This is a genomic window from Sphingomonas sp. LR59 (genome assembly GCF_036855945.1).
Classification (GTDB): domain Bacteria; phylum Pseudomonadota; class Alphaproteobacteria; order Sphingomonadales; family Sphingomonadaceae; genus Sphingomonas.
The window spans coordinates 1,927,724-1,954,452 of sequence record NZ_JASPFL010000001.1; the positions used below are offsets into that span (position 1 = coordinate 1,927,724).

26 protein-coding genes and 2 pseudogenes are annotated in these 26,729 nt (G+C 64.6%); 15 read left to right on the forward strand and 13 right to left on the reverse strand.

Annotated elements, in window-relative coordinates; translation table 11 throughout:
- Positions 1–44 precede the first annotated feature (44 nt).
- Both QP164_RS08810 and QP164_RS08815 read left to right on the forward strand, forming a co-directional pair.
- Entirely contained in the window at positions 45–803 is a 759-nt protein-coding gene (locus tag QP164_RS08810) for an NUDIX hydrolase (RefSeq protein WP_333922903.1), read from the forward strand.
- Position 804: 1 nt separating this feature from the next.
- Positions 805–1,533 carry an extensin-like domain-containing protein gene (locus QP164_RS08815; protein WP_333922904.1) on the forward strand — a complete coding sequence of 243 codons (729 nt, stop codon included), beginning with the start codon at positions 805–807 and terminating at the stop codon, positions 1,531–1,533.
- A 183-nt stretch (positions 1,534–1,716) separates the two neighbouring features.
- Here QP164_RS08815 and QP164_RS08820 read toward each other — a convergent pair whose 3' ends face one another.
- The 4 genes from QP164_RS08820 to QP164_RS08835 form a co-directional block, all read right to left on the reverse strand.
- Positions 1,717–2,271, reverse strand: coding sequence for a hypothetical protein (locus tag QP164_RS08820; RefSeq protein WP_132740394.1), 555 nt, complete (start codon positions 2,269–2,271; stop codon positions 1,717–1,719).
- A 236-nt stretch (positions 2,272–2,507) separates the two neighbouring features.
- On the reverse strand, positions 2,508–2,807 hold the full coding sequence (locus QP164_RS08825) for a hypothetical protein (RefSeq protein WP_060526722.1): 300 nt from the start codon (positions 2,805–2,807) through the stop codon (positions 2,508–2,510).
- A 140-nt stretch (positions 2,808–2,947) separates the two neighbouring features.
- Positions 2,948–3,739, reverse strand: a complete 792-nt coding sequence (locus QP164_RS08830) for a transglutaminase-like domain-containing protein (RefSeq protein ID WP_333922905.1) — start codon at positions 3,737–3,739, stop codon at positions 2,948–2,950.
- A gap of 88 nt (positions 3,740–3,827) precedes the next feature.
- Entirely contained in the window at positions 3,828–4,577 is a 750-nt protein-coding gene (locus tag QP164_RS08835; RefSeq protein WP_333922906.1) for a Bax inhibitor-1/YccA family protein, read from the reverse strand.
- Positions 4,578–4,951: 374 nt separating this feature from the next.
- Between QP164_RS08835 and QP164_RS08840 the strand changes: the two genes are divergently transcribed.
- Positions 4,952–7,249 (forward strand): ATP-dependent helicase, encoded by a 2,298-nt coding sequence (locus QP164_RS08840; protein ID WP_333924221.1) that lies wholly within the window; start codon positions 4,952–4,954, stop codon positions 7,247–7,249.
- 434 nt (positions 7,250–7,683) lie between these two features.
- On the opposite strand, the gene QP164_RS08845 is transcribed toward QP164_RS08840, so the two are convergent.
- Both QP164_RS08845 and QP164_RS08850 read right to left on the reverse strand, forming a co-directional pair.
- Complete coding sequence (locus QP164_RS08845) at positions 7,684–7,980, reverse strand: HigA family addiction module antitoxin (protein ID WP_132740403.1); 297 nt, start codon at positions 7,978–7,980, stop codon at positions 7,684–7,686.
- Positions 7,980–8,267, reverse strand: a complete 288-nt coding sequence (locus QP164_RS08850) for a type II toxin-antitoxin system RelE/ParE family toxin (RefSeq protein ID WP_333922907.1) — start codon at positions 8,265–8,267, stop codon at positions 7,980–7,982. The genes QP164_RS08845 and QP164_RS08850 overlap by 1 nt, the downstream gene beginning before the upstream one ends.
- A 172-nt stretch (positions 8,268–8,439) precedes the next feature.
- Here QP164_RS08850 and QP164_RS08855 point away from each other — a divergent pair, with 172 nt between their 5' ends.
- Together QP164_RS08855 and QP164_RS08860 are read left to right on the forward strand one after the other, a co-directional pair.
- Positions 8,440–8,733, forward strand: coding sequence for a hypothetical protein (locus QP164_RS08855; RefSeq protein ID WP_333922908.1), 294 nt, complete (start codon positions 8,440–8,442; stop codon positions 8,731–8,733).
- Positions 8,734–8,837: 104 nt separating this feature from the next.
- A complete protein-coding gene (locus QP164_RS08860) occupies positions 8,838–9,389 on the forward strand; it encodes a glycine zipper 2TM domain-containing protein (RefSeq protein ID WP_132740412.1) in 552 nt (183 codons plus the stop codon).
- A 142-nt stretch (positions 9,390–9,531) separates the two neighbouring features.
- Here QP164_RS08860 and QP164_RS19850 read toward each other — a convergent pair.
- Positions 9,532–11,660: pseudogene (locus tag QP164_RS19850) on the reverse strand (prolyl oligopeptidase family serine peptidase).
- Between the two features lie 76 nt (positions 11,661–11,736).
- On the opposite strand from QP164_RS19850, the pseudogene QP164_RS08875 reads away from it, so the two are divergent.
- Positions 11,737–13,151, forward strand: a pseudogene (locus tag QP164_RS08875) (MFS transporter).
- Positions 13,152–13,489: 338 nt separating this feature from the next.
- Here QP164_RS08875 and QP164_RS08880 read toward each other — a convergent pair.
- The gene (locus tag QP164_RS08880) at positions 13,490–15,232 is read right to left on the reverse strand and encodes a DUF885 domain-containing protein (protein ID WP_333922911.1); all 1,743 of its coding nucleotides are present in this window, start codon (positions 15,230–15,232) and stop codon (positions 13,490–13,492) included.
- A 123-nt stretch (positions 15,233–15,355) separates the two neighbouring features.
- On the opposite strand from QP164_RS08880, the gene QP164_RS08885 reads away from it, so the two are divergent.
- Together QP164_RS08885 and QP164_RS08890 are read left to right on the forward strand one after the other, a co-directional pair.
- Positions 15,356–16,180, forward strand: a complete 825-nt coding sequence (locus tag QP164_RS08885; RefSeq protein ID WP_132896903.1) for an alpha/beta fold hydrolase — start codon at positions 15,356–15,358, stop codon at positions 16,178–16,180.
- A gap of 148 nt (positions 16,181–16,328) precedes the next feature.
- Positions 16,329–16,982 (forward strand): hypothetical protein, encoded by a 654-nt coding sequence (locus QP164_RS08890; RefSeq protein ID WP_333922912.1) that lies wholly within the window; start codon positions 16,329–16,331, stop codon positions 16,980–16,982.
- A gap of 7 nt (positions 16,983–16,989) precedes the next feature.
- On the opposite strand, the gene QP164_RS08895 is transcribed toward QP164_RS08890, so the two are convergent.
- Positions 16,990–17,316, reverse strand: a complete 327-nt coding sequence (locus tag QP164_RS08895; protein WP_332754345.1) for an FtsB family cell division protein — start codon at positions 17,314–17,316, stop codon at positions 16,990–16,992.
- Between the two features lie 25 nt (positions 17,317–17,341).
- Entirely contained in the window at positions 17,342–18,622 is a 1,281-nt protein-coding gene (gene eno, locus QP164_RS08900) for a phosphopyruvate hydratase (protein ID WP_333922913.1), read from the reverse strand.
- A gap of 175 nt (positions 18,623–18,797) precedes the next feature.
- On the opposite strand from eno, the gene QP164_RS08905 reads away from it, so the two are divergent.
- From QP164_RS08905 to QP164_RS08925, 5 genes are all read left to right on the forward strand, one after another.
- Positions 18,798–19,292: a hypothetical protein gene (locus QP164_RS08905; RefSeq protein WP_333922914.1), complete on the forward strand. Its 495-nt coding sequence runs from the start codon at positions 18,798–18,800 to the stop codon at positions 19,290–19,292.
- Positions 19,293–19,296: 4 nt separating this feature from the next.
- On the forward strand, positions 19,297–19,647 hold the full coding sequence (locus tag QP164_RS08910) for a phage holin family protein (protein WP_248521721.1): 351 nt from the start codon (positions 19,297–19,299) through the stop codon (positions 19,645–19,647).
- The gene (locus QP164_RS08915) at positions 19,644–19,916 is read left to right on the forward strand and encodes a phosphatase (protein WP_132740434.1); all 273 of its coding nucleotides are present in this window, start codon (positions 19,644–19,646) and stop codon (positions 19,914–19,916) included. The genes QP164_RS08910 and QP164_RS08915 overlap by 4 nt, the downstream gene beginning before the upstream one ends.
- Before the next feature lie 103 nt (positions 19,917–20,019).
- The gene (locus tag QP164_RS08920) at positions 20,020–20,499 is read left to right on the forward strand and encodes a hypothetical protein (RefSeq protein ID WP_333922915.1); all 480 of its coding nucleotides are present in this window, start codon (positions 20,020–20,022) and stop codon (positions 20,497–20,499) included.
- Between the two features lie 80 nt (positions 20,500–20,579).
- Complete coding sequence (locus QP164_RS08925; protein WP_187504180.1) at positions 20,580–20,807, forward strand: DUF4170 domain-containing protein; 228 nt, start codon at positions 20,580–20,582, stop codon at positions 20,805–20,807.
- 637 nt (positions 20,808–21,444) lie between these two features.
- Here the strand turns inward: QP164_RS08925 and QP164_RS08930 are convergent.
- The 3 genes from QP164_RS08930 to carB all read right to left on the reverse strand — a co-directional run bounded on the left by QP164_RS08930 (position 21,445) and on the right by carB (position 25,985).
- Entirely contained in the window at positions 21,445–22,095 is a 651-nt protein-coding gene (locus QP164_RS08930) for a rhomboid family intramembrane serine protease (protein WP_333922916.1), read from the reverse strand.
- A gap of 5 nt (positions 22,096–22,100) precedes the next feature.
- Positions 22,101–22,577 (reverse strand): transcription elongation factor GreA, encoded by a 477-nt coding sequence (gene greA, locus QP164_RS08935; RefSeq protein WP_056052861.1) that lies wholly within the window; start codon positions 22,575–22,577, stop codon positions 22,101–22,103.
- A gap of 75 nt (positions 22,578–22,652) precedes the next feature.
- Entirely contained in the window at positions 22,653–25,985 is a 3,333-nt protein-coding gene (gene carB, locus QP164_RS08940; protein WP_333922917.1) for a carbamoyl-phosphate synthase large subunit, read from the reverse strand.
- A gap of 56 nt (positions 25,986–26,041) precedes the next feature.
- Between carB and QP164_RS08945 the strand changes: the two genes are divergently transcribed.
- Both QP164_RS08945 and QP164_RS08950 read left to right on the forward strand, forming a co-directional pair.
- Positions 26,042–26,287, forward strand: a complete 246-nt coding sequence (locus QP164_RS08945; protein ID WP_132740443.1) for a FitA-like ribbon-helix-helix domain-containing protein — start codon at positions 26,042–26,044, stop codon at positions 26,285–26,287.
- Positions 26,284–26,715: a type II toxin-antitoxin system VapC family toxin gene (locus tag QP164_RS08950; protein ID WP_333922918.1), complete on the forward strand. Its 432-nt coding sequence runs from the start codon at positions 26,284–26,286 to the stop codon at positions 26,713–26,715. Before QP164_RS08945 ends, QP164_RS08950 begins: the two co-directional genes overlap by 4 nt.
- The last annotated feature ends 14 nt before the right edge of the window (positions 26,716–26,729 follow it).

The window sequence follows — 26,729 nt, forward strand, 5'->3', positions numbered from 1 at the left end:
CCGCTTGCGCTACCCGATCGGCAATTGACGCGTTACGCCCCGATATGACCGACACGCCGCCCGCAATTCCCGCCGCCACATTGGTCGTGTTCCGCGACGCCGGCGACGGACCGCCGGAACTCCTGTTCGTCGAACGCGCCAAGGCGATGGCGTTCGCAGGCGGCGCGCTGGTCTTTCCCGGCGGGCGAGTCGATCCCGGCGATCACGCGCTGGCGGCGGTACTCGGGACGGGAGACGCCGAAAGCGCGGCACGGATAGCCGCCGTACGCGAGACGATCGAGGAAGCCGGTCTGCCGATCGGGCTGTCGCCGATGCCCTCCCCGACCGCGTTCGCCCGGATGCGCGCGGCGCTGCATGCCGGGACCGCGTTCGGCGAGGCATTGACGGACGCCGCCGTCGGTCTCGATCTGGATGCGCTGGAATATTTTGCGCGCTGGCGACCGGCGCATGCGCATGCCCGGATCTTTGATACGCGCTTCTACCTGGCGCGGTTGCCGGCGGGCGCCCCCGAAGCGCAGGTCGATGCGACGGAGAATGTCCGGCTGCTCTGGGCGACGGCAGCCGATGTGCTGGCGGAGGCCGATGCGGGGCGCGCGACGATCATCTTTCCGACGCGGCGCAATCTGGAACGGCTGGCACAGTTCGCCGACTTCGCTGCGGCCGTGGAGCACGCGCGCGCGCATCCGGTGCGGACCGTGACGCCGTGGACCGAAACGCGCGACGGCGTCGAGCACCTCTGTATTCCGCACGATCTCGGCTATCCGATCACCTCGGAGCCGATGTCGGACGCGGTGCGCGGCTGACATGCGGACGGTGCGACTGACGCTCGGCTGGCTCGTCGGGCTGGCGATCGTCGCGGCGCTCGGCATGATGCTCTGGTCGGGGCTACGCGGGCGCCCGCAGGATCTGCCCTGGACGCCGCTCGATCTCGGTCAGCCGATCGGGATGCTCACCGGACGAAAGCTCACCGCGCTGACCGAGGATTTCCCGCAATGCCGCGCGCTGCTCGATCGCGCGGGGGTGCGCTACACCGTCCTGCCGCCGCGCAAGGGCGAGGGGCAATGCGGGTATTCGGATGGCGTCAGGCTGACCGGTGGCGCTCGGACGATCGCGTTCCTGCCCGCAGGCCTCGGCGTCGCCTGCCCGGTCGCCGCAGCGCTGTCGATGTGGGAATGGGACGTCGTCCAGCCCGCAGCCCAACGCCATTTCGGGGCGCGCGTTGCCAGTATCGATCATTTCGGGAGTTACAGTTGCCGGCGGATCTACGGGCGCGATGCAGGCACCTGGAGCGAGCACTCAACCGCCGACGCGGTCGACATCGCCGGCTTTCGCCTGACCGACGGCACGCGCATCACCGTCGCGCGGGACTGGAAGGGCGACGACGCCAAATCGGCCTTCCTGCGCGACGTGCGCGATGGCGCCTGCAAGGTGTTCGCGACGACCTTGTCCCCCGACTACAACGCCGCGCACGCCGACCATCTGCATCTGGATCAGGCGAACCGTGGCGCGGCAGGGTGGCGGGCGTGCCGGTGATTGGGACAGTCGTCCATCGCCAATACCACCCCGGCGAAGGCCGGGGCCCAATTGGGGGACGTCAATGGCGCGGGGGCGCATCGTTACTGCGACCTCTCCAATTGGGCCCCGGCCTTCGCCGGGGTGGTTGTGACGCTCGGTCGCAACAGTGTCGAAGGGCTCAACACGACCAGAGGATAGGCCTCAGCTCGCCAGCGTCGTGCCGGAATCCACCTTCTCGACCCAGTACGGGAAAAACGCCGGCTGCCGGTTCGACCAGCCCGACGCCGTCGCTGCCGCCTCACTGATCGACTGAAGCAGTTTCCGCCGCAGTTCCGGGTGCAGATGCGGCAACGCGGCCGCGGCACAGAACGCCGACGGCAACCACGGCCTCACCTCTGCCCCGATCAACCGCTCGTACAGAAACCGCAGCGCCGAAAAGCTCGTCAGCCGCCCCTGCCCCAGATCGAACGCTACCAGGGTCATCAACGGCGCCAGGAATGGTTCGATCGCATCGAGGCCGCTGTCGTCGGGCACCATCGCGCGCAGATCGGGAAGATTATTGTAGAGCCGCGCCTGCGCCCGGATGCTTGCCGCCTCGACGACGTCGCGCGACCAGCGCAGCATCGCGTCCTCGCGGTCGAGCCCTACGTCGAGCGAACGGCGGATGTACCGCTGCGTCGAACTCGGAAAAGCCGCAAATTCCTTCATCTCGGCCAGCGTCATCGAGCCCTGTGCCGGTTTCATTCTGGAAGCCATGTCGTCACCCCGCTCTCGTCAAGGAACCGGCAGACTATGCGCTAGGATGGTTAACAACGTTCCTATCGCGCGTCATCTTTCCGTAACGCCAAGCGACCATGAAAGCTGTTGCACTGCAACAAGGCTGCGATGAACCGAACGAAATCGTGCGATTCGATTGCGTTGCGAGGCGTTTGGGCAACAAAAAAGCGCCGGTCGTTGCCGACCGACGCCTGTTCGTTGAGCAGATGCTCGGGTTACGCCTGCTTTTCGCGCAACGCCCGCTCTGCGTCCTCGTCATAGCCCGAGGACTTGGCCGGCTCGCTGCCCGACCCCGGCTGCGTCGCCGAAATTGGATCGCTGCCGTCCATCGACTCGTCGAGCCCGTTGTCGAGACGGGCGTCGGCGCTGTCGGGGTTCTTCTGCAGGCGCTTGCCGATCGACTTGTCCTGACCCGCTTCCTGACGCGGATCGCGACCGGAGCTCTTGCCTTCTGCATCCTTGTCGTCGGGCGCTACCGAAAGGCTGTCCAGCGCGCTCTTGTCTATGTCGGTCATTGCGACGTCCCTTTTTAATCTTGGCGATGACCAACGGTCGAAGGGGCGGAGCGTTCCTGCGCAAGCGCAACGGTCATCCTGACGATAGTCAGGACCCAGAGCCACAAACGCTCCCCCGGAACCCTGAGTCCTGACTTTCGTCAGGATGACGGAGAGTCGAGCGGCGTCACCCTCACCGTCTGCTCCCAGAGATACGCCTGCCCGAACACCGTCATGAACGCGATATCCGTTGCATCACGCCCGACGCAGACCCGCGCAATATCGCTGCACGTCGCCATCTTGGTCGCATCGATCAGCCGCCAGTCCCCTGCCAGCCACAATTCCGCAACCGCATGGAAGTCGGGCGGATCGACGCCCGGCGCATAGGCCGACACGCAGCGTGCCGGGATTCCGCCGGCGCGCGCCAGCGACACCAGCAAATGCGAATAATCGCGACACACGCCCGAGCGCGACGCGAACGTATCGAGTGCGGTCGTCTCCCCACTGCTCGATCCGCAGCGATAATCGAGCGACTGGTACACCCACTCGGTCAACGCCGCCGCCAGCGGCCCACCTTCCAGCCCGCCGAACTCGCGTGCGACGAAACCCTCGAACCGATCCGACGGACAATAGCGGCTAGGCATCAGATACGGCGTCAGTTCCCCATCGAGCATGCGCGGCGGCGTCGCCGGATACAGCTCGAGCTGAACGCGCTCGCGGTTCACTGCGACGATGGCCTTATATTCGGCGGTAAACCGACCATGCCCGCGCGACCAGCAGCGCTGGCCGATCCCGTCTTCGCCACGCACCGCGCGGATCGGGCTGTCGGACCACAGGGTAAGGGACTCGGACTCGATTTTCTGGTCGGCCATCGCCGCCGCCTCGATCTGGAGAAGCACATCGGCATCCCCCGTGATCCCGTAATCCAGACGCACGTCGATCGAGAGCCGCATTGCGCGTCCCATTCCTGTCTCAAGGCCATAAAGAAAGGGCCCGGCGGTGTCCCGCCGAGCCCTGCGTTCTTACAACCCTTAGCGGGAGTTAGTTGCGGCTGCTACCAAACAGACGCAGCACGAACATGAACATGTTGATAAAGTCGAGGTATAGGCTCAGCGCCGACATGATCACGACCTTGCCAACCATGTCCGTGCCAGCGACCTGCGCGTACAGGCTCTTCGTACGCTGCGTGTCGTAGGCGGTGAGACCTGCGAACAGCAGCACGCCGACGCCGCTGATGACCAGCTGCATGACGCCCGACTGCAGGAACATGTTGATCAGACTGGCGACCAGCAGGCCGACGACACCGATGATCAGGAACGTGCCGAACGCCGACAGGTCGCGCTTGGTGGTGTAGCCGTAGAGGCTGAGACCAGCGAAACCAGCTGCGGTCGCAAAGAACGCACCCGCGATCGACGTGCCGCTATAGACCAGGAAGATGGTCGACATCGACAGGCCCATCAGGACGGCAAAGCCCCAGAAGAGCAACTGCATCGTGCCCGTGGACATCCGGTTTTGGCCGAAGCTCATGCCGAACACGATCGCCAGCGGCGAGAACATGATGACGTACTTCAGCGGGCCGCCGGTCATGAACACCTGCGCGGCGGGCGATTCCGCACCGCCCCACGCGAACAGCATTGCGACGATGCCCGTCAGAAGGACTGCCGAGCCCATGTAGTTATACACGGACAGCATGTACGACCGGAGACCAGCGTCATAGGCCTCGGTACGCTGGCCCGTGGCCGTCGTTCCGAACGGCGCGGCGCGGGGCCGGGGGTCAGACCAATTAGCCATTGTGAAATCAGCTCCTTTGTCCGGCATGGTGCCGGTTACGGTGAATATCGTCTTTTACAGGACGCTTTTCAAGCTGAGTGGTTGCATCGGCGCTGTGGTTCGCGGTTAACCTGCCGCAATTTCCATAGTGCCGTCTTGTTGCCGTTGGCGCTTCATTGGCTATCCATCGGTTTGCTGACTTAATGGGAGCCGACCCATTATTGGCAGGACGATGCGGATATGCCTGCGTCGATGATCCCCGGCAGATACGCGGCGTTGGTATAGAACAGCCCCGTCCCGCAGGTCCGGTCCTCGCTAAATGGTCGCTTATTGTTCCACACATCGCCGCACCGCGCGGGCGTTACCCGCTTGCCCCATGGCCCCCCGTTCCCTACCTGTTCACCGGTGAACCAGATCGCCCAAACGTCCGCGCCGCATGCCGAGCCCCCTATCTCCGCGGCCTCAATCCGCCGCAGCGCGAGGCGGTGCTGACCACCGATGGCCCCGTCCTGATCATCGCCGGCGCGGGTACCGGTAAGACTGCGGCGCTCACCGCCCGGCTCGCGCATTTGATCTTCACCAAGAAGGCATGGCCGTCGGAGATCCTGAGCGTCACTTTCACCAACAAGGCTGCGCGCGAGATGCGCGAGCGGGTCGGCCGGCTGGTCGGCGACGCGGTCGAGGGCATGCCGTGGCTCGGCACGTTCCACGCGATCGCCGCGAAGATGCTGCGTCGCCACGCCGAACTGGTCGGGCTGCAATCGAATTTTACCATCCTCGACACCGACGACCAGTTGCGGTTGCTCAAGCAGCTGATCCTCGCCGCCGACATCGACGAGAAGCGCTTTCCGACGCGCAGCCTCGCTGGGCTGATCGACCAGTGGAAGAACAAGGGGCTCGTCCCCGCCGACATCGATGCGGGCGAGAGCGAGCGCTATGCCAATGGCCGTGGCGGCGAGCTGTACCAGCAATACCAGACGCGCCTGATCGCGCTCAACGCGTGCGATTTCGGCGATCTGCTGCTCCACATGCTCGTCATCCTGAAGACGCACCGCGACGTGCTGGCGCAGTATCAGCAGCGCTTCAAATACATCATGGTCGACGAGTATCAGGACACCAATTCGTCGCAATATCTCTGGCTGCGGCTGCTCGCGCAGGAGCGCAAGAACATCGCCTGCGTCGGCGACGACGACCAGTCGATCTATTCGTGGCGCGGCGCGCAGGTCGAGAACATCCTGAAGTTCGAGCGTGACTTTCCGGGCGCGAAGGTCATCCGGCTCGAACAGAATTACCGCAGCACGCCGCATATCCTCGGCGCCGCATCGGGCGTGATCGCAAACAATGGCGGGCGGCTCGGCAAGCAGCTGTGGACCGAGCGCGATGTCGGCGAGAAGGTGAAGGTCATCGGCGTCTGGGACGGCCCCGAGGAAGCGCGCCGCGTCGGCGAGGAGATCGACATCGTCCGGCGCTCGGGCAAATCCTTGGACGAGGTCGCGATCCTGGTCCGCGCGCAGCACCAGACGCGCGAGTTCGAGGACCGCTTCATCGCGATCGGCATGCCGTACAAGATCGTCGGCGGCTTCCGCTTCTACGAACGCGCCGAGATCCGCGACGCGCTGGCGTATTTGCGCGTGGTCAACCAGCCGGCGGACGACCTCGCCTTCGAACGCATCGTCAACGTCCCCAAGCGTGGGCTCGGCGACAAGGCGGTCGCGCGCATCCACCAGCTCGCGCGCGCCACCGGCACGCCGCTGACCACCGCCGCCGCGCGCATCCTCGATACCGACGAACTGACCGGGGCAGCGAAGAAGTCGCTTGGACGGCTGGTCGGCGACATCGCCCGGTGGCGCGACATGGCGACCAGCCTGCCGCACGCCGAACTCGCGCGGCAATTGCTCGACGAGAGTGGCTACACCGCGATGTACCAGGCCGAGAAATCGGTCGAGGCGACCGGGCGCCTGGAGAACCTCAGCGAACTCGTCCGCGCGATGGAGGAATACGACTCGCTCGGTGCGTTCCTCGAACACGTGTCGCTGGTGATGGACAACGAGGGCGGGGCGCAGGATCCGCAGGTCACGATCATGACCATCCACGCCGCCAAAGGCCTCGAATACGACACGGTCTTCCTGGTCGGCTGGGAGGAAGGCCTGTTCCCGTCGCAGCGGTCCTTGGACGAAGGCGGCGTGAAGAGCCTCGAGGAGGAACGCCGCCTGGCCTATGTCGCGATCACGCGTGCACGCCGGCTGGCTGTCATCATCCACGCCGCCAACCGCCGCATCTATGGCCAGTGGAACTCGTCGATCCCCTCGCGCTTCGTCGCCGAACTCCCCGCCGAGCACATCGACACGGAAACCACGATGTCCGGCGGTGCAAGCCTGTGGCAAGCCAACTGGTCCGACCGCGCCGACCCGTTCGCGGATGTCGCTCGCGGCACCGGCCGCGGTCCCGGCTGGCAGCGCGCATCGGGCACCGGCAGCACCTTCTCCACCAAACCCGCCCGCGTCGTCGAAAGCCGCGCCAGTGCGATCAGCCTCGGCAACAAAGGCCGCGACGACCTGTCGCTCGGCATGCGCGTGTTCCACCAGAAGTTCGGCTACGGCGAGATCGCCGAAATTGAAGGCAACAAGCTGGAGATCGACTTCGAACAGTCAGGCCGCAAGCGGGTGATGGACAGCTTCGTGACCATAGGGTGAAGTAAAGCGTCGGCACTCGCTATTTGCCTAATTCAACCAATCATTTTTCGCCTATTCCCGTAAACTTGCAAATCCCGAGCAATTTTGAGATCATCTCTCCAAGACTTCGAGTCGGGGGCGGATACATGTCGGGTAACAAGCGAATGATTCCTGAGATACGTTCTCGACTTCGTGAGATCGCAGACGAGTACGGCATCGAAGAACTTCACGATCTAGCCGACGAAACGTATCGAAATTCGCCCGTCACACGCGCCTCGGTGCGAAGCGCGCATTTCACGCCAGAACTCGCGGAAGATATCAGGGTATTCGCCGCCAGGTTTCCAAAACTACACCAGCGCGACGTGGCACAGAAATTCAATGTAAATCCTGGACGCGTATCTGAAGCGTTGACCCACCAAATGTAGACCAGTCAGATAGTCGTTTTTTGACGGCGCCTAAGCCGCCACTCGCTCAACCTCGATGTCGCCCTCACGCGCCCGCGCCTGTGCCAGATCATACGCGGCCTGCATTCGCATCAGCGTCTCGGCCTGCAAGCCGAACGCCTTCTCGAACCGGATCGCCATCTCGGCCGACAATCCGGCACGGCTTCCCAGCAGGTTGCTCATCGCCTGTCGCGTCACGCGCAACTTGGCGGCGGCGTCCGTTACGCTCAACCCGTGCGGCGTGACGATTTCGGCGCGCAGCCATGCGCCGGGGTGGACCGCGAAGCTTGCATGCAACTTGATTGCCATCAGTGATAATCCTCCAGATCGAGATCCTCGATGCCACCGGCATCGTTGATCCGAAACGTCATCCGCCAGTTCTTCGTCACCGTCAGCGACCATAGACCGGCGCGATCGCCGATCAGTCGATGCGCGCCGAAATTCGGCGGTACGGCCAGTTCGTCGACGGTCTCCATCACTGCGATATACGCCAGCATATGACGCAATCGATCGACAAGGTTGCCCGGCAACCCCTTGGCCCGACCGGTTTCGGCAAACGACCGCAAGGCCTTATGCCGGATGGAGTCGATGACCATTGCCGATGCTGCGGCGGACTCGCCTTGACGTCAACCGACAAGTGACGCTTTACATGCGTCGTCGCTTGCGTTCCCAAACCTGTACCGCAGCCGACAACCCCGTTCAGGAACGATGTCTCTCGACAGCCGTATCAACGGCACATCCCGATTGTCGGGTTCGAGAGGACATCTCATGAAGTTTACGCATCTCATTGCTGCCGGGTTGGCCTTCGCAACGCTCGGCCTAGGCGCCGCCGCTCCTGCCGAGGCGCAGCGCGATCGCGGGCATAGCGAGCAGTATCGCGACAACGATCATCGTGGGGATCACCGTGGCGATCGCCGCGATTTCCGCCGTAACGATCATCGTGGCGATCGCCATGACGACCGGCGCTATCGCGGCCGCGGCAATGATCGTCGCAACTGGAACAACAATCGCCGCTGCCGCACCGAATGGCGCAACCATCGTCGCGTGCAGATTTGCCGCTGATGTAAGCCGAGCCGGCGCGTACTATGGTGCGTCGGCACCAGGCGGGCGGTGGCATGACGCCACCGTCCGTCCCTGCATGTGACCCTTTGACGAGGATTTGGATCATGAAGCGTTTCTTCGGTACGGCTGCGGTGATTGCGGCGACGTGCCTTTCCGTTGCCACGCCCGCGCTTGCGCAGTCGCAGGCCGACGACGCGCGGTTCGCGGCAGCGCAGGCGCGGCTCGACAGCGAGTTGCAGATCTTCCGCACGGAATTCGATCGCTACCAGTCGGTCCGCGGCAATCGCGGCGGTTATGCGCCGCAGACCGGCTATCGTACCGCGCCCGATCGCAGCGGCGGCTATCAGGAGGCGTATCCGGACGAGCGCGACGAGGGCAATTACGATCCCTCGCGCTATTACCGGGCGGGTCCGAACTACCAGGAGCGCACGCTGGCGACCAACGACCGCGTTTATGCGGGTCAGGATGGCCGCTATTACTGCAAGCGCAACGACGGCACGACCGGGTTGATCATCGGTGCGGCCGGTGGTGGCATCCTTGGCAACGTGATCGACGGCGGCCGTTCGCGGATCGTTGGCTCGTTGCTGGGCGCGGCCGCGGGTGGCCTTGCGGGGCGTGCGGTGGAGCAGAGCAACAACCAGGTTCGCTGCCGCTGAACCACCGTCCGCGCTGATCCTCCCCCGCTAGGGGGAGGTGTCGCCGAAGGTGACGGAGGGGAGGACACGGAACGCAGGTTGTCGCGCCCTCCCCTCCGTCAGGCTAACGCCTGCCACCTCCCCTGGCGGGGGAGGATTGCATTTACTTCGCAGGCCCGACGAGCTTCTGTATGAAGTACGTCATCTGGAGCGCCTGCAACCGGGCCCCCTGCTCGATATCCGCATCGCCCGAATGGCCGCCCGCGGTATCCTCGTAGTAGAGATACGGCAGGCCATATTCCTTCAGCCGCGCCGCGAATTTCCGCGCATGCTGTGGCCCGACGCGGTCGTCCTTGGTGGTCGTCCAGATATACGGCTCCGGATACGCGACGCCCTTCTTGATGTTCTGATAGGGCGAGATCTTTTCGAGGAACGCCTTCTCCTCGGGCACGCTCACCGAGCCATATTCGTCGACCCACGACGCCCCCGCCGCGATCCCCTCGTAGCGGATCATGTCGAGCAGCGGCACCTGGATCGTCACTGCCTTCCAGAGATCGGGATGCTGGTTGAACTCGACCCCCATCAGCAAACCACCGTTCGAGCCGCCATAGATGCCGAGCTTGGCCGGGCTCGTCAGCTTCCGCGTGAACAGGTCCTTCGCCACCGCGGCGAAGTCGTCGTAGATCACCTGCCGCTTCGTCTTCCGCCCGGCGTCATGCCACTTCGGCCCGAACTCGCCGCCGCCGCGGATGTTGGCGAGCACATAGGACCCGCCGCGCTCCAGCCACAGCTTGCCGGTGCTCCCCGAATAGCTCGGCGTCATCGACACTTCGAACCCACCATAGGCGGTCATGATCGTCGGCGTCGTCCCGTCGAGCACGATGCCCTTCTTGTGGACCACGAAATACGGCACTTTCGTCCCGTCGGTCGAGGTCGCCTCGAACTGCTCCACCACGTCGTTCGACGCGTCGAACTTCGGCGGCAGGGTCTTGATCGGCTTCGGTGCAGCGGAAGAGGCCGCATCCAGCGAATACAGCGAGGTCGGTGTCAGGAACCCCGTCACGGTCAGATAGGCGTCGTCGCTGCGATCGGTCGTGCTCGCCACGTCGATCGAGGCGTTGTCGGGCAGCGCGATCGGCTTGGCGGTCCAGCCCCCGCCCCATGCGTGTAGACCGACGCGCGGCCGCGGACATTGTCTGACACGACCAGCAACAGCTTCGATTTGGTCAGCCCCATGCCGTCGATCGACTGGCGCGGACCCGGCGCGAAGACGATGGTCGGGTTGATCGTCCCCTTCTCCACCTCGGCGAGCGGCGCCGACGCGATCGCGCCTTCGGGGATCTTGTCCCACGGATCGCTGGTCGAGAAGATCACCTGCCCGTCGATCATGCCTGCCGGGAAGGTCCGGTCGGGCAATGCAAGCGGTCGCGCACCCGCCGGCGTCCATACCAGCTTGTCCGCGCCGAAGAACGTCTTGCGGCGCTGGATCACGATCAGGCGGTTGCCCTTCTCGTCGGTCAGCACGTTCGCCGCGGTGCCGCCCTGATCGGTCGCGGCGCCACGATAGACCTCTGTTGCAGCGTCGAGCGGCTGGCCGCGCTTCAACTGCTTCATCACGAACGCATAGCCCGACTGGGTCGTCGTCCCCGCGCCCCAGTCGCGCGCGACCAGCAGCGTATCCTTGTCGACCCAGGTCGCATCCTGCTTCGACTTGGGCAGCGTGAAGCCGTTCGCGACGAACGCACCGGTCTGCAGATCGAACTCTCGATACGTCACCGCATCCTCGCCGCCCTCGGACAGCGCGACGAGGCACAGCCGCTGCTCGGGCTCGAGGCAGGTCGAGCCCTTCCAGACCCACTGCTTGCCCTCGGCCTTGCCCAGCGCATCGAGATCGAGCGCGGAGGTCCACTTTGGCGTTGCCGATGCGTAATCTGCCGCACTCGTCCAGCGCCACAGCCCGTGCGGATGGTCGGCATCGCGCCAGAAATTGTAGATCCGCCCGAACATCTGGTTCGGCATCGGGATGCGATCCTTGGCCGACGCGATCGCCAGTGCCTCGGCATAAAAGGTCTTGTAGCGCGGATCGTTCTGGAGCCGCGGGAGCGTCTTCGCATTCTCCGCCTCGACCCAGGCAAGCGGCTTCGCGCCATCCTTGTCCTCGAGCCAGATATACGGATCGGCGGCAGTGTCGGTTTTCGTCATCGGTGCGACTTGGGCAAGCGCCGCGCCGCCTGCAAGGCCGCCCGTCCCGCTCAATATCCCCGCCCCGCTCAATATCGTCGCCGCAAGCATCGAAGCCAGAACCCGCATCACCGTATCTCCCTGATTTGCTTGGCGCGATACATGCCGGGGTCTATCGCGGTCCGCAATGCAACCGGACCAGATATCGGCCGCCGACGGCCTGCCCAAGCCCCGCCGCTTCATGGCGATCGCCGCGATTTCGGCGGGAACGGCGCTGACGATCATCGATGGCGGCATCGCCACCGTCGCACTGCCGACGATCGCGCGCGACCTGAACGTCGGCAACAGCGCGGTGGTGACCGTGGTCACGGTGTACCAGCTGATCCTGGCGATGGCGCTGCTTCCGTTCTCGGGGCTCGGCGACCGGATCGGGCTGAAGCGGATGTACCAGTACGGCCAGCTGCTCTTCACGGTCGCGACATTGCTGTGTTTCTTCGCGAAGAGCCTGCCCTTCCTGCTGGTCGTGCGCGCCGCGCAGGCGTTGGGCGCAGCGGCGGCGCTGAGCGTCTCGTCGGCGCTGATCCGCTCGATATATCCCGCCAAGCAGCTCGGCCGCGGACTTGGGATCAATTCGGTCGTGGTGTCGAGTTCGGCAGCACTCGCACCGACGATCGGCGGGCTGGTGCTGGCGATCGCGCCGTGGCCGTGGGTGTTCGCCAGCGCGGTGCCGTTCGCGATCGCGTCGCTGCTGCTCGGCCGCGCGCTGCCCGAACCGCACCGGCGTGACGAACCCTTCGACGTGCTCGGCGCAGTGATGTGCGCGGCGATGATCGGGCTCGTCATCGGCGGTGCGGAGAGCGCGGTCCACGGCGACAGCCCGATCGTGTCGGCGGCGATCGTGCTGACGGGCGCGGTGATCGGCTGGTTCTTCGTGAAGCGCGAGCAGGGCGAGACCAAGCCGATCCTGCCGATCGACCTGCTCGCCCGGCCGGTGCTCGCGCTGTCGGCGATCGGTGCGTACACTGCGTTCATCGCGCAGATGACATTGTTGCTCTCGACGCCGTTTCGCCTGACGCACGCCTATGGGTTCAGCGCGGCCGAGGTCGGCGCCGCAATCGCACCGTGGCCGCTGGCGAACATGGTCGTGGCGCCGCTGTCGGGGTGGTTGTCGGATCGGTATCCGGCGGGGCTGCTCGGCGGGATCGGGATGAGCGTCTCGATCTGTGCGCTGCTACTGCTCGCCTACATGCCGGCGGATCCGGGGTATTTCGACATCGCGTGGCGGATGGCGTTGTGCGGGTCGGGGTTCGGGATGTTCATGGCGCCGAATGCGCGGCTGATTATCGGGAGTGCGCCACGGGAGCGGGCGGCGGCGGCGGGGGCCTTGTGTCGACCGTGCGACTGGTTGGCCAGACCACCGGCGCCACCCTGGTCGCGGCGTTGCTGGCGATGGGCGTAGGCGCTGGCATGACCCCGCCGCTGGTCGCAGCAGGTCTAGCGCTCGTGGCAGGTCTATGCAGCCTGAGCCGCCTCCGCCCCTCGATCCGCAACCCACCAACTGAAGAAACGCAGGACGTGCAGCCGGCCTCCCAAGCGAGGTGACCTACTCCCTCTCCCCTCCGGGGAGCGGGTCGGGGTGAGGGGCAGCCAAGCAGCGCCCCCTCCGGAACAGCCCCTCACCCCAGCCCTCTCCCCGGAGGGAAGAGGGAGCAGAAGAATGTTCACCCCGCTATTCCTCCCCGGCACGGGGAGGGGGACCGCCGCTCGCAGAGCGGGGGTGGAGGGGGATCACCCGGAGCGTACCGCCTTGAAGAGCGAACTCGGCAACCCCCGCCAGCAGAACGCAACCCGGAATACTAACGACCGTATCTCGCCGGGAAAGCCCCCTCCACCAGCTTCGCTGGTCCCCCTCCCCGTTCCGGGGAGGATTAGCCCCACACTCAAAACGCCGCGCTGGCTTTGGCCTCCCCCATCATCGCGGCCCGCACCAAGGGAATCGGCGGCCCGCCATAGCTCAGGAACTGGTCGTGGAACGCCTTCCAAGCCTTCCGCCCACCCCGTGTCGCGGTCCAGTCCGCCCGCAATTTGCGGATCATCAGCTTGCCCATCGTGTAGTTCAGATACGCCGGATCATACGTCCCCCGCGCCGCCTGCTGCCGCGCATTACCTTCGTCCTGATAACATTCGTCGACGAACATCCGGAACGACTGCTCCTGCGTCATTCCCTTCGCATGCATCCGGATCGCAGACAGATACCGGCAATCCCGTAGCAACGCGTTCGAGATCTGCCCGACATGCGTCTCCGCATCGCCGCTGTTGAGCCCAGCCTCCCACATCATTTCCTCGGCATAATGCGCCCACCCCTCGGCGAACGCATAGCCGACGAACAGCCGCCCAAAGAGCGACGGCGACCGGTTCGCATGCAGGAACTGGACGAAATGCCCCGGCATCACCTCGTGCACCGACGTGAACAGCAGGTCGTTCTTGCCCGGCACGAACGCGTCCTGCACCGTCTTGGTCCAGGCGGGGTCTGGCGGCGAGATATAGTAGATCGACGGCACGCCCGTCTCGAACGGCCCCGGCGGATCGATATACGCCGAGTTCTGTCGGTTATACGGCGGCGACTCCTCGACCAGCGCTTGCTCGGTCCCCGGGATTGTCAGCAGGTCGTGATCGACCACGAATTTACGCAGCGTCGGGATTTGTCGCCGCGCCTCCGCGACGGGGCCGCCGACCGGCTTGTTCGCGTTCATCTTGTCCATGCACGCGAGAATCATCTGCCCCTTGGCGAACACCCCGCACGCCTGCGCCAGCGCCGCCTGGTTGCGCTTCAGATCCGCAACACCCGCCGCCTCGAGCTGGTCGAGCGGCGTATCTACGCCCTCGGTCATCGCCACCATCCGCGAGAACTTGTCCGCCCCCAGCGCAAAGTCCTGCGTCGCGGTGGCACGCTGGCCCTCGGCCCACGTCCCCAGATCGCGCATCGCCTTCGACGCCGCCTGCGCCGCATCGGTCAGCTGCTTCTGCGCCGCCGCATCCTTCACGCCCGCAAACGCCTTCACCGCGTCGCCCGCGTAATAGTCGGCAAAGCCGTTGAACGCCGCCGTCCCGTAATTGACGTAGCTCAGCGGCATCGGCGCTTTGAGGTTCGCCTTGATGTTGCCCGCCGCCGCCGGGATCTTCTGCAGGAACGCGGTCAGTGCCTTCATCCGGGTCGGCGCATCGGCATAGTTGCGCGCGATATACGTGTTCGGATCGAGCCCCGCGCTCACATACCAGGCCGGATTATGGTGTGGCTGGTCGGCATCCTCCAACCAGAACAGCTTCCCCTTGGCGACCTGCACCAGATAATCGCGCTCGAACGCCTCGGCGGGCTTCAGATCCTTGAACGCCCCCGCCTTGTCGATCGCGCCGTGTAGGAAGTCCGCCTGTCGCTTCAGTCCCGCAGCACTCCAATCGCCGAGCCCGCCATCATACTCATGCTTGCCCTGATAGACCGCATTCGCCGGATCGATCTTGAACCAGCCGTCGATGAAGCCGTCGCGGAACCCGGCCCAGTCGTTCTTCGCAGCAGGGGTCGGCGCAGGTGCCGCAGCCTGTGTGTTCGAAATAGTCTGCGCAGGCCCGCACGCGCTCAGCGTCAGCGCAGCCGCCGCCACCGTGGCCAGAAGTCCGATCCGCATCTCGTCTCCAATTCCGATTCGTGACGCCATGCTGCCAGTCGAAGCGCCGCTGCGCCAGTGCGCGGAACGGTGCCCACGCTGAGCCGTTGATTGCGCACCTGTTTCGACCGACTGGAGACACCGATGCCCTATATAAAAACCCGTGACGGTACAGATATCTACGTCAAGGACTGGGGCACCGGCCGCCCGGTGATCCTCACGCATGGCTGGCCGCTCAACGCCGACAGCTGGGACGCGCAGGCGATGGCGCTCGCACAGGCCGGTTTCCGCGCAATCGCCTATGACCGTCGCGGGTTCGGCCGCTCGGGCCAGCCCTGGAGCGGTTACGATTACGACACGCTCACCGACGATCTCGCCGATGTCATGGAAGCGACCGGCGCGAACACCGATGCGACGATCGTCGGCTTCTCGATGGGTGGCGGCGAGATCGCGCGCTACATGAGCCGCTACGACGGCAAGGGCGTGGTCGCCGCCGGGCTGATCGCGTCCGTGGTGCCATACATGCTCAAGACCGACGACAACCCCGACGGTGTCGATGCGGAAACGTTGGCGAGCATCGGCGCGGGCATCGAGGACGACCGCCCGGCGTTCTTCAAGACCTTCCTCCAGCAGTTCCTCGGCGTCGGGTTCATCACCTCGCCGGTCAGCGACGAGGTCGTCGACTGGGCCTGGGGCCTGGCGATGCAGGCAGGTCTGCATCCGACGCTGCGCTGTGCAGAAGCGTTCGGGCATACGGACTTCCGCGGTGACTTGGCGGCGTTCCGCGTGCCGACGCTGATCGTGCACGGGACGAGCGACAAGACGGTGCCGATCGACGCCACCGGCCGTGCTGCAGCCAAGGGCATCGCCGGCTCGCAGCTCGTCGAATATGACGGTGCACCGCACGGCCTGACGATCACCGAGAGCGATCGCTTCACCAACGATCTGCTGACGTTCCTGGGTAAGTAACGCTTTCCGGGTCTCCACATCGTTCTGATCCAGGGTTCTGGCGCTCGCCAGTAACCCTGGATTAGGTGGAACCGGGAATGGGGGTCGAAAAACCAGCCTCGGTCGCGCTCAATTAACTTGTTTACAGTTTCCCAACTACGACATCCGCGTGGCCCTCTCATACCAAACTCGCGCGCCTCGTCGCGTCTTGCCGACACGCCAAGCCGATCGGGCCGCCATCGGCGTTTCCGTTGCGGCTTTCCTTGGCTGGGTCGTCACGATCAACGCCACCTCGACGATCGTCGTCTCACCCATCAACATCTGGTTCGTCACCGCGATCAGTTTGCTCGGCGGTATGGCGGGGCTTCGGACCGGCATCGTGATCGGTGTGGTAGAAGGTGCGGTCGGCCACCACAAAGCGAAGGCGCGACCCTGGGTGGTCCGCTGCCTGATGGCTACGATCGGCTTTGTCTTTGGCGTGATCGTCGGCGCGACGGTCGCCTATCGAATGGTCGACGTCGCCCTGTTCTGGCGATCCGACGAGCCCGTCGTCACCACCATTTTCCCCATCCACGCGGTGGGCCTTGCAAAGGCGACGCCCTTCCTATCGATCGGATCGGAGGGTGAGCGTGACGATATCCGCATCTCCAAACGCGATTATGACGTACTGACGAACGTGGTCCCACTCCGCCGGCCGTGGCGCTATTGCATCGCCCTCAAGCGCCAAGCGAGTTACGAGGCCGTGCGCGTATGGCGACCCCGTTCACGCCGTTCCGGGCCACAAACGGTGTTCCCGTGCCCTTCCTATGCGCAGTGGTGGTAAGCCGGCATCAATTGCCCAGCGGGACGATAACCTCGTCCGGATGCGCGACGTTCAGCTCCTTGCGGACCATCTCGTCGACCATATCCGGATTTGCATGATCCGGGTTCAATAGAGCAACGCGGTTTTTCAGAACCTCACGCTTGCGATCGAGCGCGGCATAGTCCTGCTCGCGCTTCGCAAGCTGGCGCTTATAGTCGCCATACGCGAACATCCCGTTCGGCCCGAGCACGGCATACGCACCGAAGAACGCCATCAGCGTCAGCCCCAGCGCAGGCCACGCGGCCTTGCGCATCGTCCTCCGCAGTTTGCTGGTCTTCGTCGTCACGCGTGCCATGCTCGTTCTCCCAGACTCCAGCCTATCAGCCGCCGATCAGGATGTCGCGACCCGCATAGCGCGCCGCGTCACCCAACTCTTCCTCGATCCGGATCAGCTGGTTGTACTTCGCCAACCGGTCCGACCGCGCGAGGCTGCCCGTCTTGATCTGCCCGCAGTTGGTCGCGACCGCCAGATCGGCGATCGTCGCATCCTCGGTCTCGCCCGACCGATGCGACATCACCGCGGTGTACTTCGCCCGCTGCGCCATCGACACCGCCTCCAAGGTCTCGGTCAACGTGCCGATCTGGTTGACCTTCACCAGCAGCGAGTTCGCATAGCCGCCGTCGATCCCGCGCTTCAGACGCTTCGGGTTGGTCACGAACAGATCGTCGCCGACCAGCTGGACCTTGTCGCCTATCAGGTCGGTGAGCGTCTTCCAGCCCTCCCAATCGTCCTCGCCCATGCCGTCCTCGATCGAGAAGATCGGATAGCGCCGCGTCAGGTCCGCGAGATATTCCGCCATCTCGGCGCTTTCGAGGATCCGGCCCTCGCCCGAGATGTCGTACTTGCCGTTCTTGTAGAACTCGGTCGCCGCGCAATCGAGCGCGAGCATCACGTCCTCCCCGGGCTTGTACCCAGCCTTCTCGATGCTCGACATGATGAAGTCGAGCGCCTCGGTGGTGCTGCCGATGTTCGGCGCGAAGCCGCCCTCGTCGCCGACGCTGGTCGACAGGCCCTTCTCGCTCAGGCCCTTCTTCAGCGTGTGAAAGATCTCCGAGCCGCAACGGACCGCCTCGAGGATGTTCGACGCGCCGACCGGCACGACCATGAATTCCTGGAAATCGATCGGGTTGTCGGCATGCTCGCCGCCGTTGATGATGTTCATCATCGGCACCGGCAGCAGATGCGCCTGCACGCCGCCGACGTAGCGGTACAGCGGCAGGCCACGCGCTTCGGCTGCGGCCTTGGCGACGGCGAGGCTGACGCCCAGGATCGCGTTGGCGCCCAGGCGGCCCTTGTTCTCGGTGCCGTCGAGCTCGATCATCGCGCGATCGAGGTCCGACTGATCCTCCGCGTCCATGCCGAGCACGGTGTCGGTGATCTCGTCGTTGACCGCGTCGACCGCGCCGTCGACGCCCTTGCCGCCCCAACGGCTCTTGTCGCCATCGCGGCGCTCGACCGCCTCGTGCGCGCCGGTCGACGCACCCGACGGTACGGCGGCGCGGCCGAAGCTGCCGTCTTCGAGCAGCACGTCGACCTCGACGGTCGGATTGCCGCGGCTGTCGAGGATCTGGCGTGCATGAAGGTCGATGATTGCGGTCACGTAACGATGCTCCTACAAATCCCGGTGCCGGGTCGTTCGCGCCGCCTCTACCGTCTCACGCCATATCGGGCAATCGCGCGGACATCCGAGAATAGTGTCGTGCAATCGCGCGACGGTTCGGGAACCGTGCTCCGGCGGCGGTGTTGAGGGCGTAACAATTCTGAAAGGGACCGTCATGGCCGACTCCAGCGTAAACGATACCGTCAACGACCTGAAAACGACCGCGAACGAGGTCGGTACCGAGCTCGGCAAGACGATCGATAACGGCACCAGCGATCTCTCCGGCAAGACCGCCGACGCCAAGCAGGCGATCAAGGAAGGCGCGAGCAAGTACAGCGCGCAGGCCGCCGACAAGGCGCGCACCTTCGCCGAGGACGGTAAGGCCCGTGCAAGCGGCGCGCTCGAGCAGATCGCCCAACTGCTCAACGACGCGGCCGGTCAGGTCGACGACAAGCTCGGCTCGCAGTACGGCGGCTATGCCCGCAGCGCTGCCGACAGCGTCTCGAGTTTCGCCGACCAGGTGAAGGCGAAGGACATCGACGAGCTGGTCGACGACGCGCGCGAACTGGTGCGCAAGTCGCCCGCGATCGCGGTCGGCGCAGCAGCAGCTATCGGCTTCGTCATCGCGCGACTGGTCCAGTCGGGCGTCGACGCCAACCCGAAGGCCTGACGCCTTGTCCGATCCCGTGATGCTGACCGGCGAAGACGAAAGCCTTTCGTCGATCGTCGGCCGGCTGGCGACCGAGACGAAGAGTCTCGCGACCGCGGAAGTTGCCGTCTACAAGGCGAAATTCGGCGAGACGGCCAGCGCGTACAAGTCGGCGGCGATGTTCTTCGCGGTCGCCGGCGTGCTGGCGCTGGCCGCGCTGATCGCACTGCTGGTCGGTGCGATCTTGACGCTGGCAACGCTGGTAGGGCCTGGATGGTCGACCGTGATCGTCGTCGTTGCGGTGCTGGCGCTGGCCGGCATCCTGGCGATGATCGGCAAGTCGAAGCTTCAGACCAAAAGCGAGCCCGTATCATGACATCCGCCAAAGTAGCCGCCGCAGAGATCGAAGCTGCCCTCGCCCGCCAGCGCGTCATGATGACGGTTGGGCAGTTGCAGGACCGGCTCAACCCGCGGAAGCTCGCGCTCAACGCCAGTCGCGACGTCGCCGATGCCGGCACCGCCGCGCTGACCGCGAGCGTGGAGACGGTTAAGCGCAATCCGGGACCGACCGCAGGGTTTGCCGCGGTCGCCGGGCTATTTCTCGCGCGGCACCGGATCGTCGGACTCTTCCGCCGCGGGCGCTGACTGCACTGACTGCGGTCACCGCATTGAAACCTTGAAGTCCCGGCTCGCGTTGAACCCCCATTGAATTGAACGGCGAGCAGCTTGCCATCAGAAGGACATTTCCATGACCGACGCAAAGACCACCGCAAACGAAGCCGCCCACGAGACCGAAAGCCGTCTGCGCGAAGGCCTCGACACCGTCCGCGAGACCGCCTCGAAGGTCTATCACGAGGCCGGCGACAAGGCTTCCGAGGTTCTCGAAGTCTCGCGCGAAAAGACCAAGCGCGTCGTGAACAACCTTGAATCCAACCCGCTCGGCATCCTCGTCGGCGGTCTCGCCGTCGGCGCGCTCGCCGGCGCGCTGATCCCGCGTTCGGCGCGCGAGAAGGAATTGCTCGCCCCAGTCGGCAAGCGTCTTAACGAGACCGTCGTCGCCGCCACCGCTGCTGCCAAGGCTGCGGGCCAGTCGGAACTCGGCGAACTCGGCCTTACCAAGGACAATGCGCGCGGTCAGGCCAAGGGTTTGCTCGAAGGCGTCGTCAAGGCACTGACCACCGCGGGTACCGCAGGTGCGAAGGCCGTTTCGCAAAAGCCAGCTGCCTAAATAGAGACCGACTAAGGGTTCAAAGCGCGGGTCGAACACGCTAGGGCATCTGCAACCTCCCTCCCAAGGACAAGCAGCGCATGAGCAAGCTCCACCTCGTATTCGGCGGCCGCGTCAGCGACCCGCGCACCCTGGATTTCAACGATCTGAGCAAGATCGAATTCGTCGGCGTATTTCCCGATTACGCCAGCGCCGAGAAGGCTTGGCGTGCTGCGGCGCAGCGGACCGTGGACGATGCGGAGATGAAGTTCGTCGTGGTGCATCTGCACCGGATGCTCGAGCCGAACCTGGGCGCGACTGCAGCCTGAACTACCCCCTGAGCCGTCATTCCCGCGGAGGCGGGAACCCATATTGGCTAACCTCGCGACTTGCTCGCAGCGGCATAGGCTATGGATTCCCGCCTGCACGGGGATGACATTGCGCGACGGCACATCTGCCTTCGCCAACGTAAGCTTGTGCTCATGACCTAGCGAAACTGGCATAGCGCAAAACAACTTGCCCTCACCCTTCCCACGGCCAAGCAACCGCGGGGCCCTTCCCTCTCCCGACGGGAGAGGGAGAAACGCCGAATGCGGCGATGGGTGAGGGCACGCCGAGCAGTGCTCCCGTCACCCGTCGCGCTGGCTGGTTGACTGACGCATTCCACTCACGCTCTACCTCCGCCTAGATAGGGTAGAGATAACGTCGGCACACCCGACGAAGGCGCACAAGCGCGCATGTCCTTCGCGCCGCCCCTTCCCCCACCCGTTCGTACTGAGTAGAGACCGAGTAGCTCCGTCAGGAGCGTATCGAGGGCTCGTATCGAAGCACAGGTCCCGAGCGCCAACCCATCCTTCGATACGCCGCTTCGGCAAGCTCAGCAGCTACTCAGGACGAACGGTGTGGGTGTGAGGGTGTGGGTGTAGACTAGCGTGGGGCGGCGAGCGCTTGTCAGGGATAGGGCGCTCAAGCCGCGCGGTAATGCCAGAGCAACAGCGGCCGAGCCAGAACCAGCCCCGCTAAGAACCCACCGATATGCGCGCCGATCGCAATCGGCCCACTAGCGCCAACCGAAGCCCCGAACCCGGCCAGCCCCATCAGCAACTGGATCCCGATCCACGCCGCTGCCAGCCACGCCACGTGCACGACCCCAGCCGGCACCGGCCCGATGGCCTGCGCCCGCCGCTCGCCATACAACAGCGCGTAAGCCCCAACGACCGCCGAAATCGCGCCCGAGGCGCCAATCATCGGCGCAGTGGACTCAGGCCCGAACGCCCAGTGCCCCGCCGCCGCCGCATACGCACCCAGCACGTACAGCACGACCAGCCCGACCGTCCCCAGCGCCTTCTCGACGAACTGCCCGCAATACACCAGCATCACGAGGTTCAGCGCGATATGCGCCCAGCCGCCATGGATCAGAGTCGCGGTCAGCGGCGTCGCCCAGGCAGGCACGACGAACACATGGTCGCTGGGGATACCAACATCGGTCATCCGCAACGGGATAAACCCGGCGTTCACCGCCCAATACCCAAGCGACCCGCTCAGCACCAGAAATCCCGAGACGATGACCGTCACGATCGTGATGATCGCCGTCGCCCGCGTCTCGAAAAATTGCATAAGGCTCAGATGAACTCGATCTTGGAGACGACGTAATACCGCTCGCCGGCCGGCACCGTGACCTCGACCTCTTCGTCGAGCTTCCGCCCGATCAGCCCGCGACCCAGCGGCGAATTGTACGAGATGCGGCCGGTCTTCGCGTTAGCCTCGGTCTGGCCAACGATCTGATACTTCACCGGCTTGTCGTTCTCGTCAAGCAACGTCACCGTCGCGCCGAACACGACCTTGTCGCCCGACAAATCCTTCGGGTCGATGATCTGCGCACGCGACAGCTTGTCCTCGATATCGGAGATCGATGCCTCGACCTGACCCTGACGCTCCTTCGCGGCATGATATTCCGCGTTCTCGCTCAGATCGCCGTGCGCGCGCGCCTCTTCGATCGCGTCGACGATCGTCGGACGTTCGGCTTTCAGGCGCTTCAGATCCGCGCTCAGCGTCTCATAGCCTTCCTGCAGCATCGGCATCTTTTCGACGGTCGCCATCATCTCGTCCCCAAATCCATTTCCCCGCGCGAGGCCCTGTACCAGCCCCGCCCACACATCATTCTCATGTCGGGATCAGTCGTGCGACTGCGAATAATAGGATTGCAGCGGCCGTACTTCAAGGCTGTGCGTCGAAAGCTTGGCGATCGCCTTCGCCGCCTCGAGCGAAGCAGGCGCGGTCGTGAAGTACGGAATACGCTGGCCGAGCGCGGAAGCGCGGATCGGCTGCGAGTCCTTCAGGCTCTGCCACCCCTCGGTGGTATTGAAGATCAGCGCGATATCGCCGTCCTTGATCCGGTCGACGATATGCGGCCGACCCTGCGCCACCTTGTTGACCTTCTCGACCGGCAAGCCGGCGCGCGCCAGATGATCTGCCGTCCCACCCGTCGCGACGATCGAGAAGCCGGTATCGATCAGCGCCTTCACCGCATCGACGATCATCGCCTTGTCGCCGTCCTTCACGCTGACGAAGACATTGCCCTTGGTCGGCAGGATCGTCCCCGCGCCCAGCTGTGCCTTGGCGAATGCGATCGTGAAATCGGGATCGATTCCCATGACTTCGCCGGTCGACTTCATTTCCGGTGACAGCACCGGATCGACGCCCGGGAACTTGTTGAAGGGGAACACTGCCTCCTTCACCGCATAATAGTCGATATGCCGGTCGATCTTCGGCAAATTGACCAGCTTCTCGCCCGCCATGACGCGTGCGGCGATCTTGGCTATCGGCGCACCGATCGCCTTGGCGACGAACGGCACGGTGCGCGATGCGCGCGGGTTGACCTCGATGAGATAGACCAGCCCATCCTTCACCGCGAACTGGATGTTCATCAGGCCCACGACGGACAAGGCATGCGCGAGCGCCACCGTCTGCCGCTCGATCTCGGCGATGATCTCCGCCGACAGCGAATATGGCGGGATCGAGCACGCAGAGTCGCCGGAATGGACGCCCGCCTCCTCGATATGCTGCAACACGCCCGCGACCACCACGTCGGTCCCGTCGCAGATCGCATCGACATCGACCTCGATCGCATCGCGCAGATACTGGTCGATCAGCACCGGCGAGTCGCCCGACACCTGCACCGCGGTCGCGATGTAATGCTCGAGCTGTCCGATCGTATCGACGATCTCCATCGCCCGTCCGCCCAGCACATAGGAAGGCCGCATCAGCACCGGATACCCGATCCGCTCGGCCGCCGCGACCGCCTCGTCCCGGCTCCGCGCCAGGCCATTGGCCGGCTGCAACAACCCGAGCTTGGTGATCAGCGCCGCGAACCGCTCACGGTCCTCCGCCAGATCGATCGCGTCCGGCGTCGTCCCCAGGATCGGAATGCCCGCAGCCTCAAGCGCGCGCGCAAGGTTCAGCGGCGTCTGCCCGCCGAACTGCACGATCACGCCCACCAGCGTGCCGTTCTGCTGCTCGACATGCAGGATCTCCAGCACGTCCTCGGCGGTCAGCGGCTCGAAATACAGCCGGTCGCTAGTGTCGTAATCGGTCGACACCGTCTCCGGGTTGCAGTTGACCATGATCGTCTCATAGCCCGCGTCTGCCAGCGCGAAGCACGCATGGCAGCAGCAATAATCGAACTCGATCCCCTGCCCGATCCGGTTCGGCCCGCCGCCCAGAATGACGATCTTCTTGCGATCGGTAGGCTCGGACTCGTTCTCGGGCTCGCCGAAGCTCGGCGCCTCGTACGTCGAGTACATATACGGCGTCTTCGCATCGAATTCGGCCGCGCACGTATCGATCCGCTTGAACACCGGCCGCACGCCGAGCTTCAGGCGATGCTGGCGCACCTCCTCCTCGGTCACGCCGCCGGTCATCGCCTTGACGACCTCATGGATCAGCCCCGAGCCGCGCGCGATCCCGCGGTTCATGCCCCGCAGATTGGCGGATTGCAGCGCCAGCCACGCAAGCCGCTTGTCGCTGAACCCCATGCTCTTCAGCCGCCGCATACCCGGCGCGTCGATCGGCAGGCCGTCCTTCATCACCTCGGCCTCGGCCGCGATGATCTCGGCGATCCGCTCCAGGAACCACGGATCGTACTTGGCGATCGCGTGCACCTCGGCAACCGTGAAGCCCTCGCGCAAAGCCTGCGCCGCGACCAGCAACCGGTCCGGCGTCGCGACGGCCAGCGCGGCCTCGATTTCCGCGCGCGGCGCACCGACCAGATGATCGACCTGGTTGAACCCCGACAAGCCCGTCTCGAGCCCGCGCAACGCCTTCTGCATCGATTCGTGGATGTTGCGACCGATCGCCATCACCTCGCCGACCGACTTCATCGCGGTGCCGAGCGTGTTGGACGCGCCCTTGAACTTCTCGAACGCGAACCGCGGAATCTTCGTCACGACGTAATCGATCGTCGGTTCGAACGCGGCCGGCGTAGCGCCGGTGATATCGTTCTCGATCTCGTCGAGCGTGTACCCGACCGCCAGCTTCGCCGCGACCTTCGCGATCGGGAAGCCGGTAGCCTTCGACGCCAGCGCGGACGAGCGCGACACGCGCGGGTTCATCTCGATCACGACCAGCCGGCCGTCCTTCGGATTCACCGCGAACTGCACGTTCGAACCGCCTGTTTCGACACCGATTTCACGCAACACCGCGATCGATGCGTTACGCATGATCTGGTATTCCTTGTCGGTCAGCGTCAGCGCCGGCGCGACCGTGATCGAGTCGCCGGTGTGGACGCCCATCGGATCGACATTCTCGATCGAGCAGATGATGATCGCGTTGTCGTTGCGATCGCGCACCACCTCCATCTCGTATTCTTTCCAGCCGAGCAGCGATTCCTCGATCAGCACCTCAGTGGTCGGCGACAGGTCGAGCCCGTTGCGGACGATCGCGATGAATTCCTCGCGATTATACGCGATGCCGCCGCCCGAGCCGCCCATCGTGAAGCTCGGCCGGATGATCGACGGAAGCCCCGTCTTCTCAAGCCCTTCGAGCGTTTCCTCGACAGTATGTGCAATCGCCGAGCGCGCGCTTTCCAGCCCGATCCGGTCCATCGCGTCGCGGAACTTCAGCCGGTCCTCCGCCATGTCGATCGCATCGGCATCCGCCCCGATCATCGTCACGCCGAACTTCTCGAGCGTCCCGTCATGGAACAGCGCGAGCGCAGTATTCAGCGCGGTCTGCCCGCCCATCGTCGGCAGGATCGCGTCAGGCCGTTCCTTCTCGATGATCTTGGCGACGATCGCCGGCGTGATCGGCTCGACATAGGTCGCGTCGGCCAGCTCGGGATCGGTCATGATCGTGGCGGGGTTCGAATTGACGAGGACGATACGATAGCCCTCCTCCTTCAACGCCTTGATCGCCTGCGTGCCCGAATAATCGAACTCGCACGCCTGGCCGATGACGATAGGTCCTGCGCCGATGACGAGGATCGAGGAGATGTCGGTGCGTTTTGGCATTGTTAACCTGCAATCATGGGATACGTTGATGGCATTGCCATCACAGGAGACGCGGCATGGCGAGCGTGACGATCCGGAACCTGCCCGACGACGTAGAGCAGGATCTGCGGGAACGGGCCGCGCGCAATGGTCGGTCGCTCGAAGACGAGGCGCGCCGCGCGCTGATCGCGCTGGTCAGGCCCGACGCGTCCGAACCGCGCAAAGGCATGTTCGAGATGCTGTACGAGGCTAGCCGCCCGGGGGTCGACTTGCCGATCCCGCCGCGGAGCCGGGCTCGAGTCCCGACGTTCGACGACGAATGATCCTGGTCGACACCAATGTCTGGAGCGAGGCATTTCGGTCAACACCAGACCCGACCGTGCGCAAATGGGCGCAACACAACGCCGACCGACTGTGGCTATCGACCATCGTAGCCGGCGAGCTGTTGGCCGGCGTCGAATTGATGCCAGTTGGGCGCAAGCGAGCGACGATCGAGCAGGGATATGCGGTGCTCCTGGATACCTACCGTGACCGGATAGCGCCCTTCGACCTTGATGCGGCACGGCATTTTGCGATCGTGCTGGCGCTTCAGGAACGAGCCGGCCGCAATCCGGGTACGGCAGATACGCAGATCGCAGCGACCGCGCTGGCTCGCGGGATGGCGCTCGCAACACGGAACACGAAGCATTTCGACGGCTTGGGACTCGCGCTGATCGATCCGTGGCAGGAAGAATCTCCTGCGGACACGTAAGGCCAGACGAAGTC

Excerpts from the sequence above, each read along its gene's own strand:
- QP164_RS08930 (WP_333922916.1), bottom strand. The coding sequence starts at position 22,095 with ATGCAATTTTTCGAGACGCGGGCGACGGCGATCATCACGATCGTGACG.
- QP164_RS08855 (WP_333922908.1), top strand. The coding sequence starts at position 8,440 with ATGAAGTTTACGCATCTCATTGCTGCCGGGTTGGCCTTCGCAACGCTC.
- QP164_RS08820 (WP_132740394.1), bottom strand. The coding sequence starts at position 2,271 with ATGGCTTCCAGAATGAAACCGGCACAGGGCTCGATGACGCTGGCCGAG.
- QP164_RS08925 (WP_187504180.1), top strand. The coding sequence starts at position 20,580 with ATGAGCAAGCTCCACCTCGTATTCGGCGGCCGCGTCAGCGACCCGCGC.
- QP164_RS08895 (WP_332754345.1), bottom strand. The coding sequence starts at position 17,316 with ATGGCACGCGTGACGACGAAGACCAGCAAACTGCGGAGGACGATGCGC.
- QP164_RS08905 (WP_333922914.1), top strand. The coding sequence starts at position 18,798 with ATGGCCGACTCCAGCGTAAACGATACCGTCAACGACCTGAAAACGACC.
- QP164_RS08850 (WP_333922907.1), bottom strand. The coding sequence starts at position 8,267 with ATGGTCATCGACTCCATCCGGCATAAGGCCTTGCGGTCGTTTGCCGAA.
- QP164_RS08860 (WP_132740412.1), top strand. The coding sequence starts at position 8,838 with ATGAAGCGTTTCTTCGGTACGGCTGCGGTGATTGCGGCGACGTGCCTT.
- QP164_RS08825 (WP_060526722.1), bottom strand. The coding sequence starts at position 2,807 with ATGACCGACATAGACAAGAGCGCGCTGGACAGCCTTTCGGTAGCGCCC.
- QP164_RS08920 (WP_333922915.1), top strand. The coding sequence starts at position 20,020 with ATGACCGACGCAAAGACCACCGCAAACGAAGCCGCCCACGAGACCGAA.
- QP164_RS08915 (WP_132740434.1), top strand. The coding sequence starts at position 19,644 with ATGACATCCGCCAAAGTAGCCGCCGCAGAGATCGAAGCTGCCCTCGCC.
- QP164_RS08845 (WP_132740403.1), bottom strand. The coding sequence starts at position 7,980 with ATGGCAATCAAGTTGCATGCAAGCTTCGCGGTCCACCCCGGCGCATGG.
- QP164_RS08945 (WP_132740443.1), top strand. The coding sequence starts at position 26,042 with ATGGCGAGCGTGACGATCCGGAACCTGCCCGACGACGTAGAGCAGGAT.
- QP164_RS08950 (WP_333922918.1), top strand. The coding sequence starts at position 26,284 with ATGATCCTGGTCGACACCAATGTCTGGAGCGAGGCATTTCGGTCAACA.
- carB (WP_333922917.1), bottom strand. The coding sequence starts at position 25,985 with ATGCCAAAACGCACCGACATCTCCTCGATCCTCGTCATCGGCGCAGGA.
- QP164_RS08880 (WP_333922911.1), bottom strand. The coding sequence starts at position 15,232 with ATGCGGATCGGACTTCTGGCCACGGTGGCGGCGGCTGCGCTGACGCTG.
- greA (WP_056052861.1), bottom strand. The coding sequence starts at position 22,577 with ATGGCGACCGTCGAAAAGATGCCGATGCTGCAGGAAGGCTATGAGACG.
- QP164_RS08810 (WP_333922903.1), top strand. The coding sequence starts at position 45 with ATGACCGACACGCCGCCCGCAATTCCCGCCGCCACATTGGTCGTGTTC.
- QP164_RS08815 (WP_333922904.1), top strand. The coding sequence starts at position 805 with ATGCGGACGGTGCGACTGACGCTCGGCTGGCTCGTCGGGCTGGCGATC.
- QP164_RS08830 (WP_333922905.1), bottom strand. The coding sequence starts at position 3,739 with ATGCGGCTCTCGATCGACGTGCGTCTGGATTACGGGATCACGGGGGAT.
- QP164_RS08835 (WP_333922906.1), bottom strand. The coding sequence starts at position 4,577 with ATGGCTAATTGGTCTGACCCCCGGCCCCGCGCCGCGCCGTTCGGAACG.
- QP164_RS08885 (WP_132896903.1), top strand. The coding sequence starts at position 15,356 with ATGCCCTATATAAAAACCCGTGACGGTACAGATATCTACGTCAAGGAC.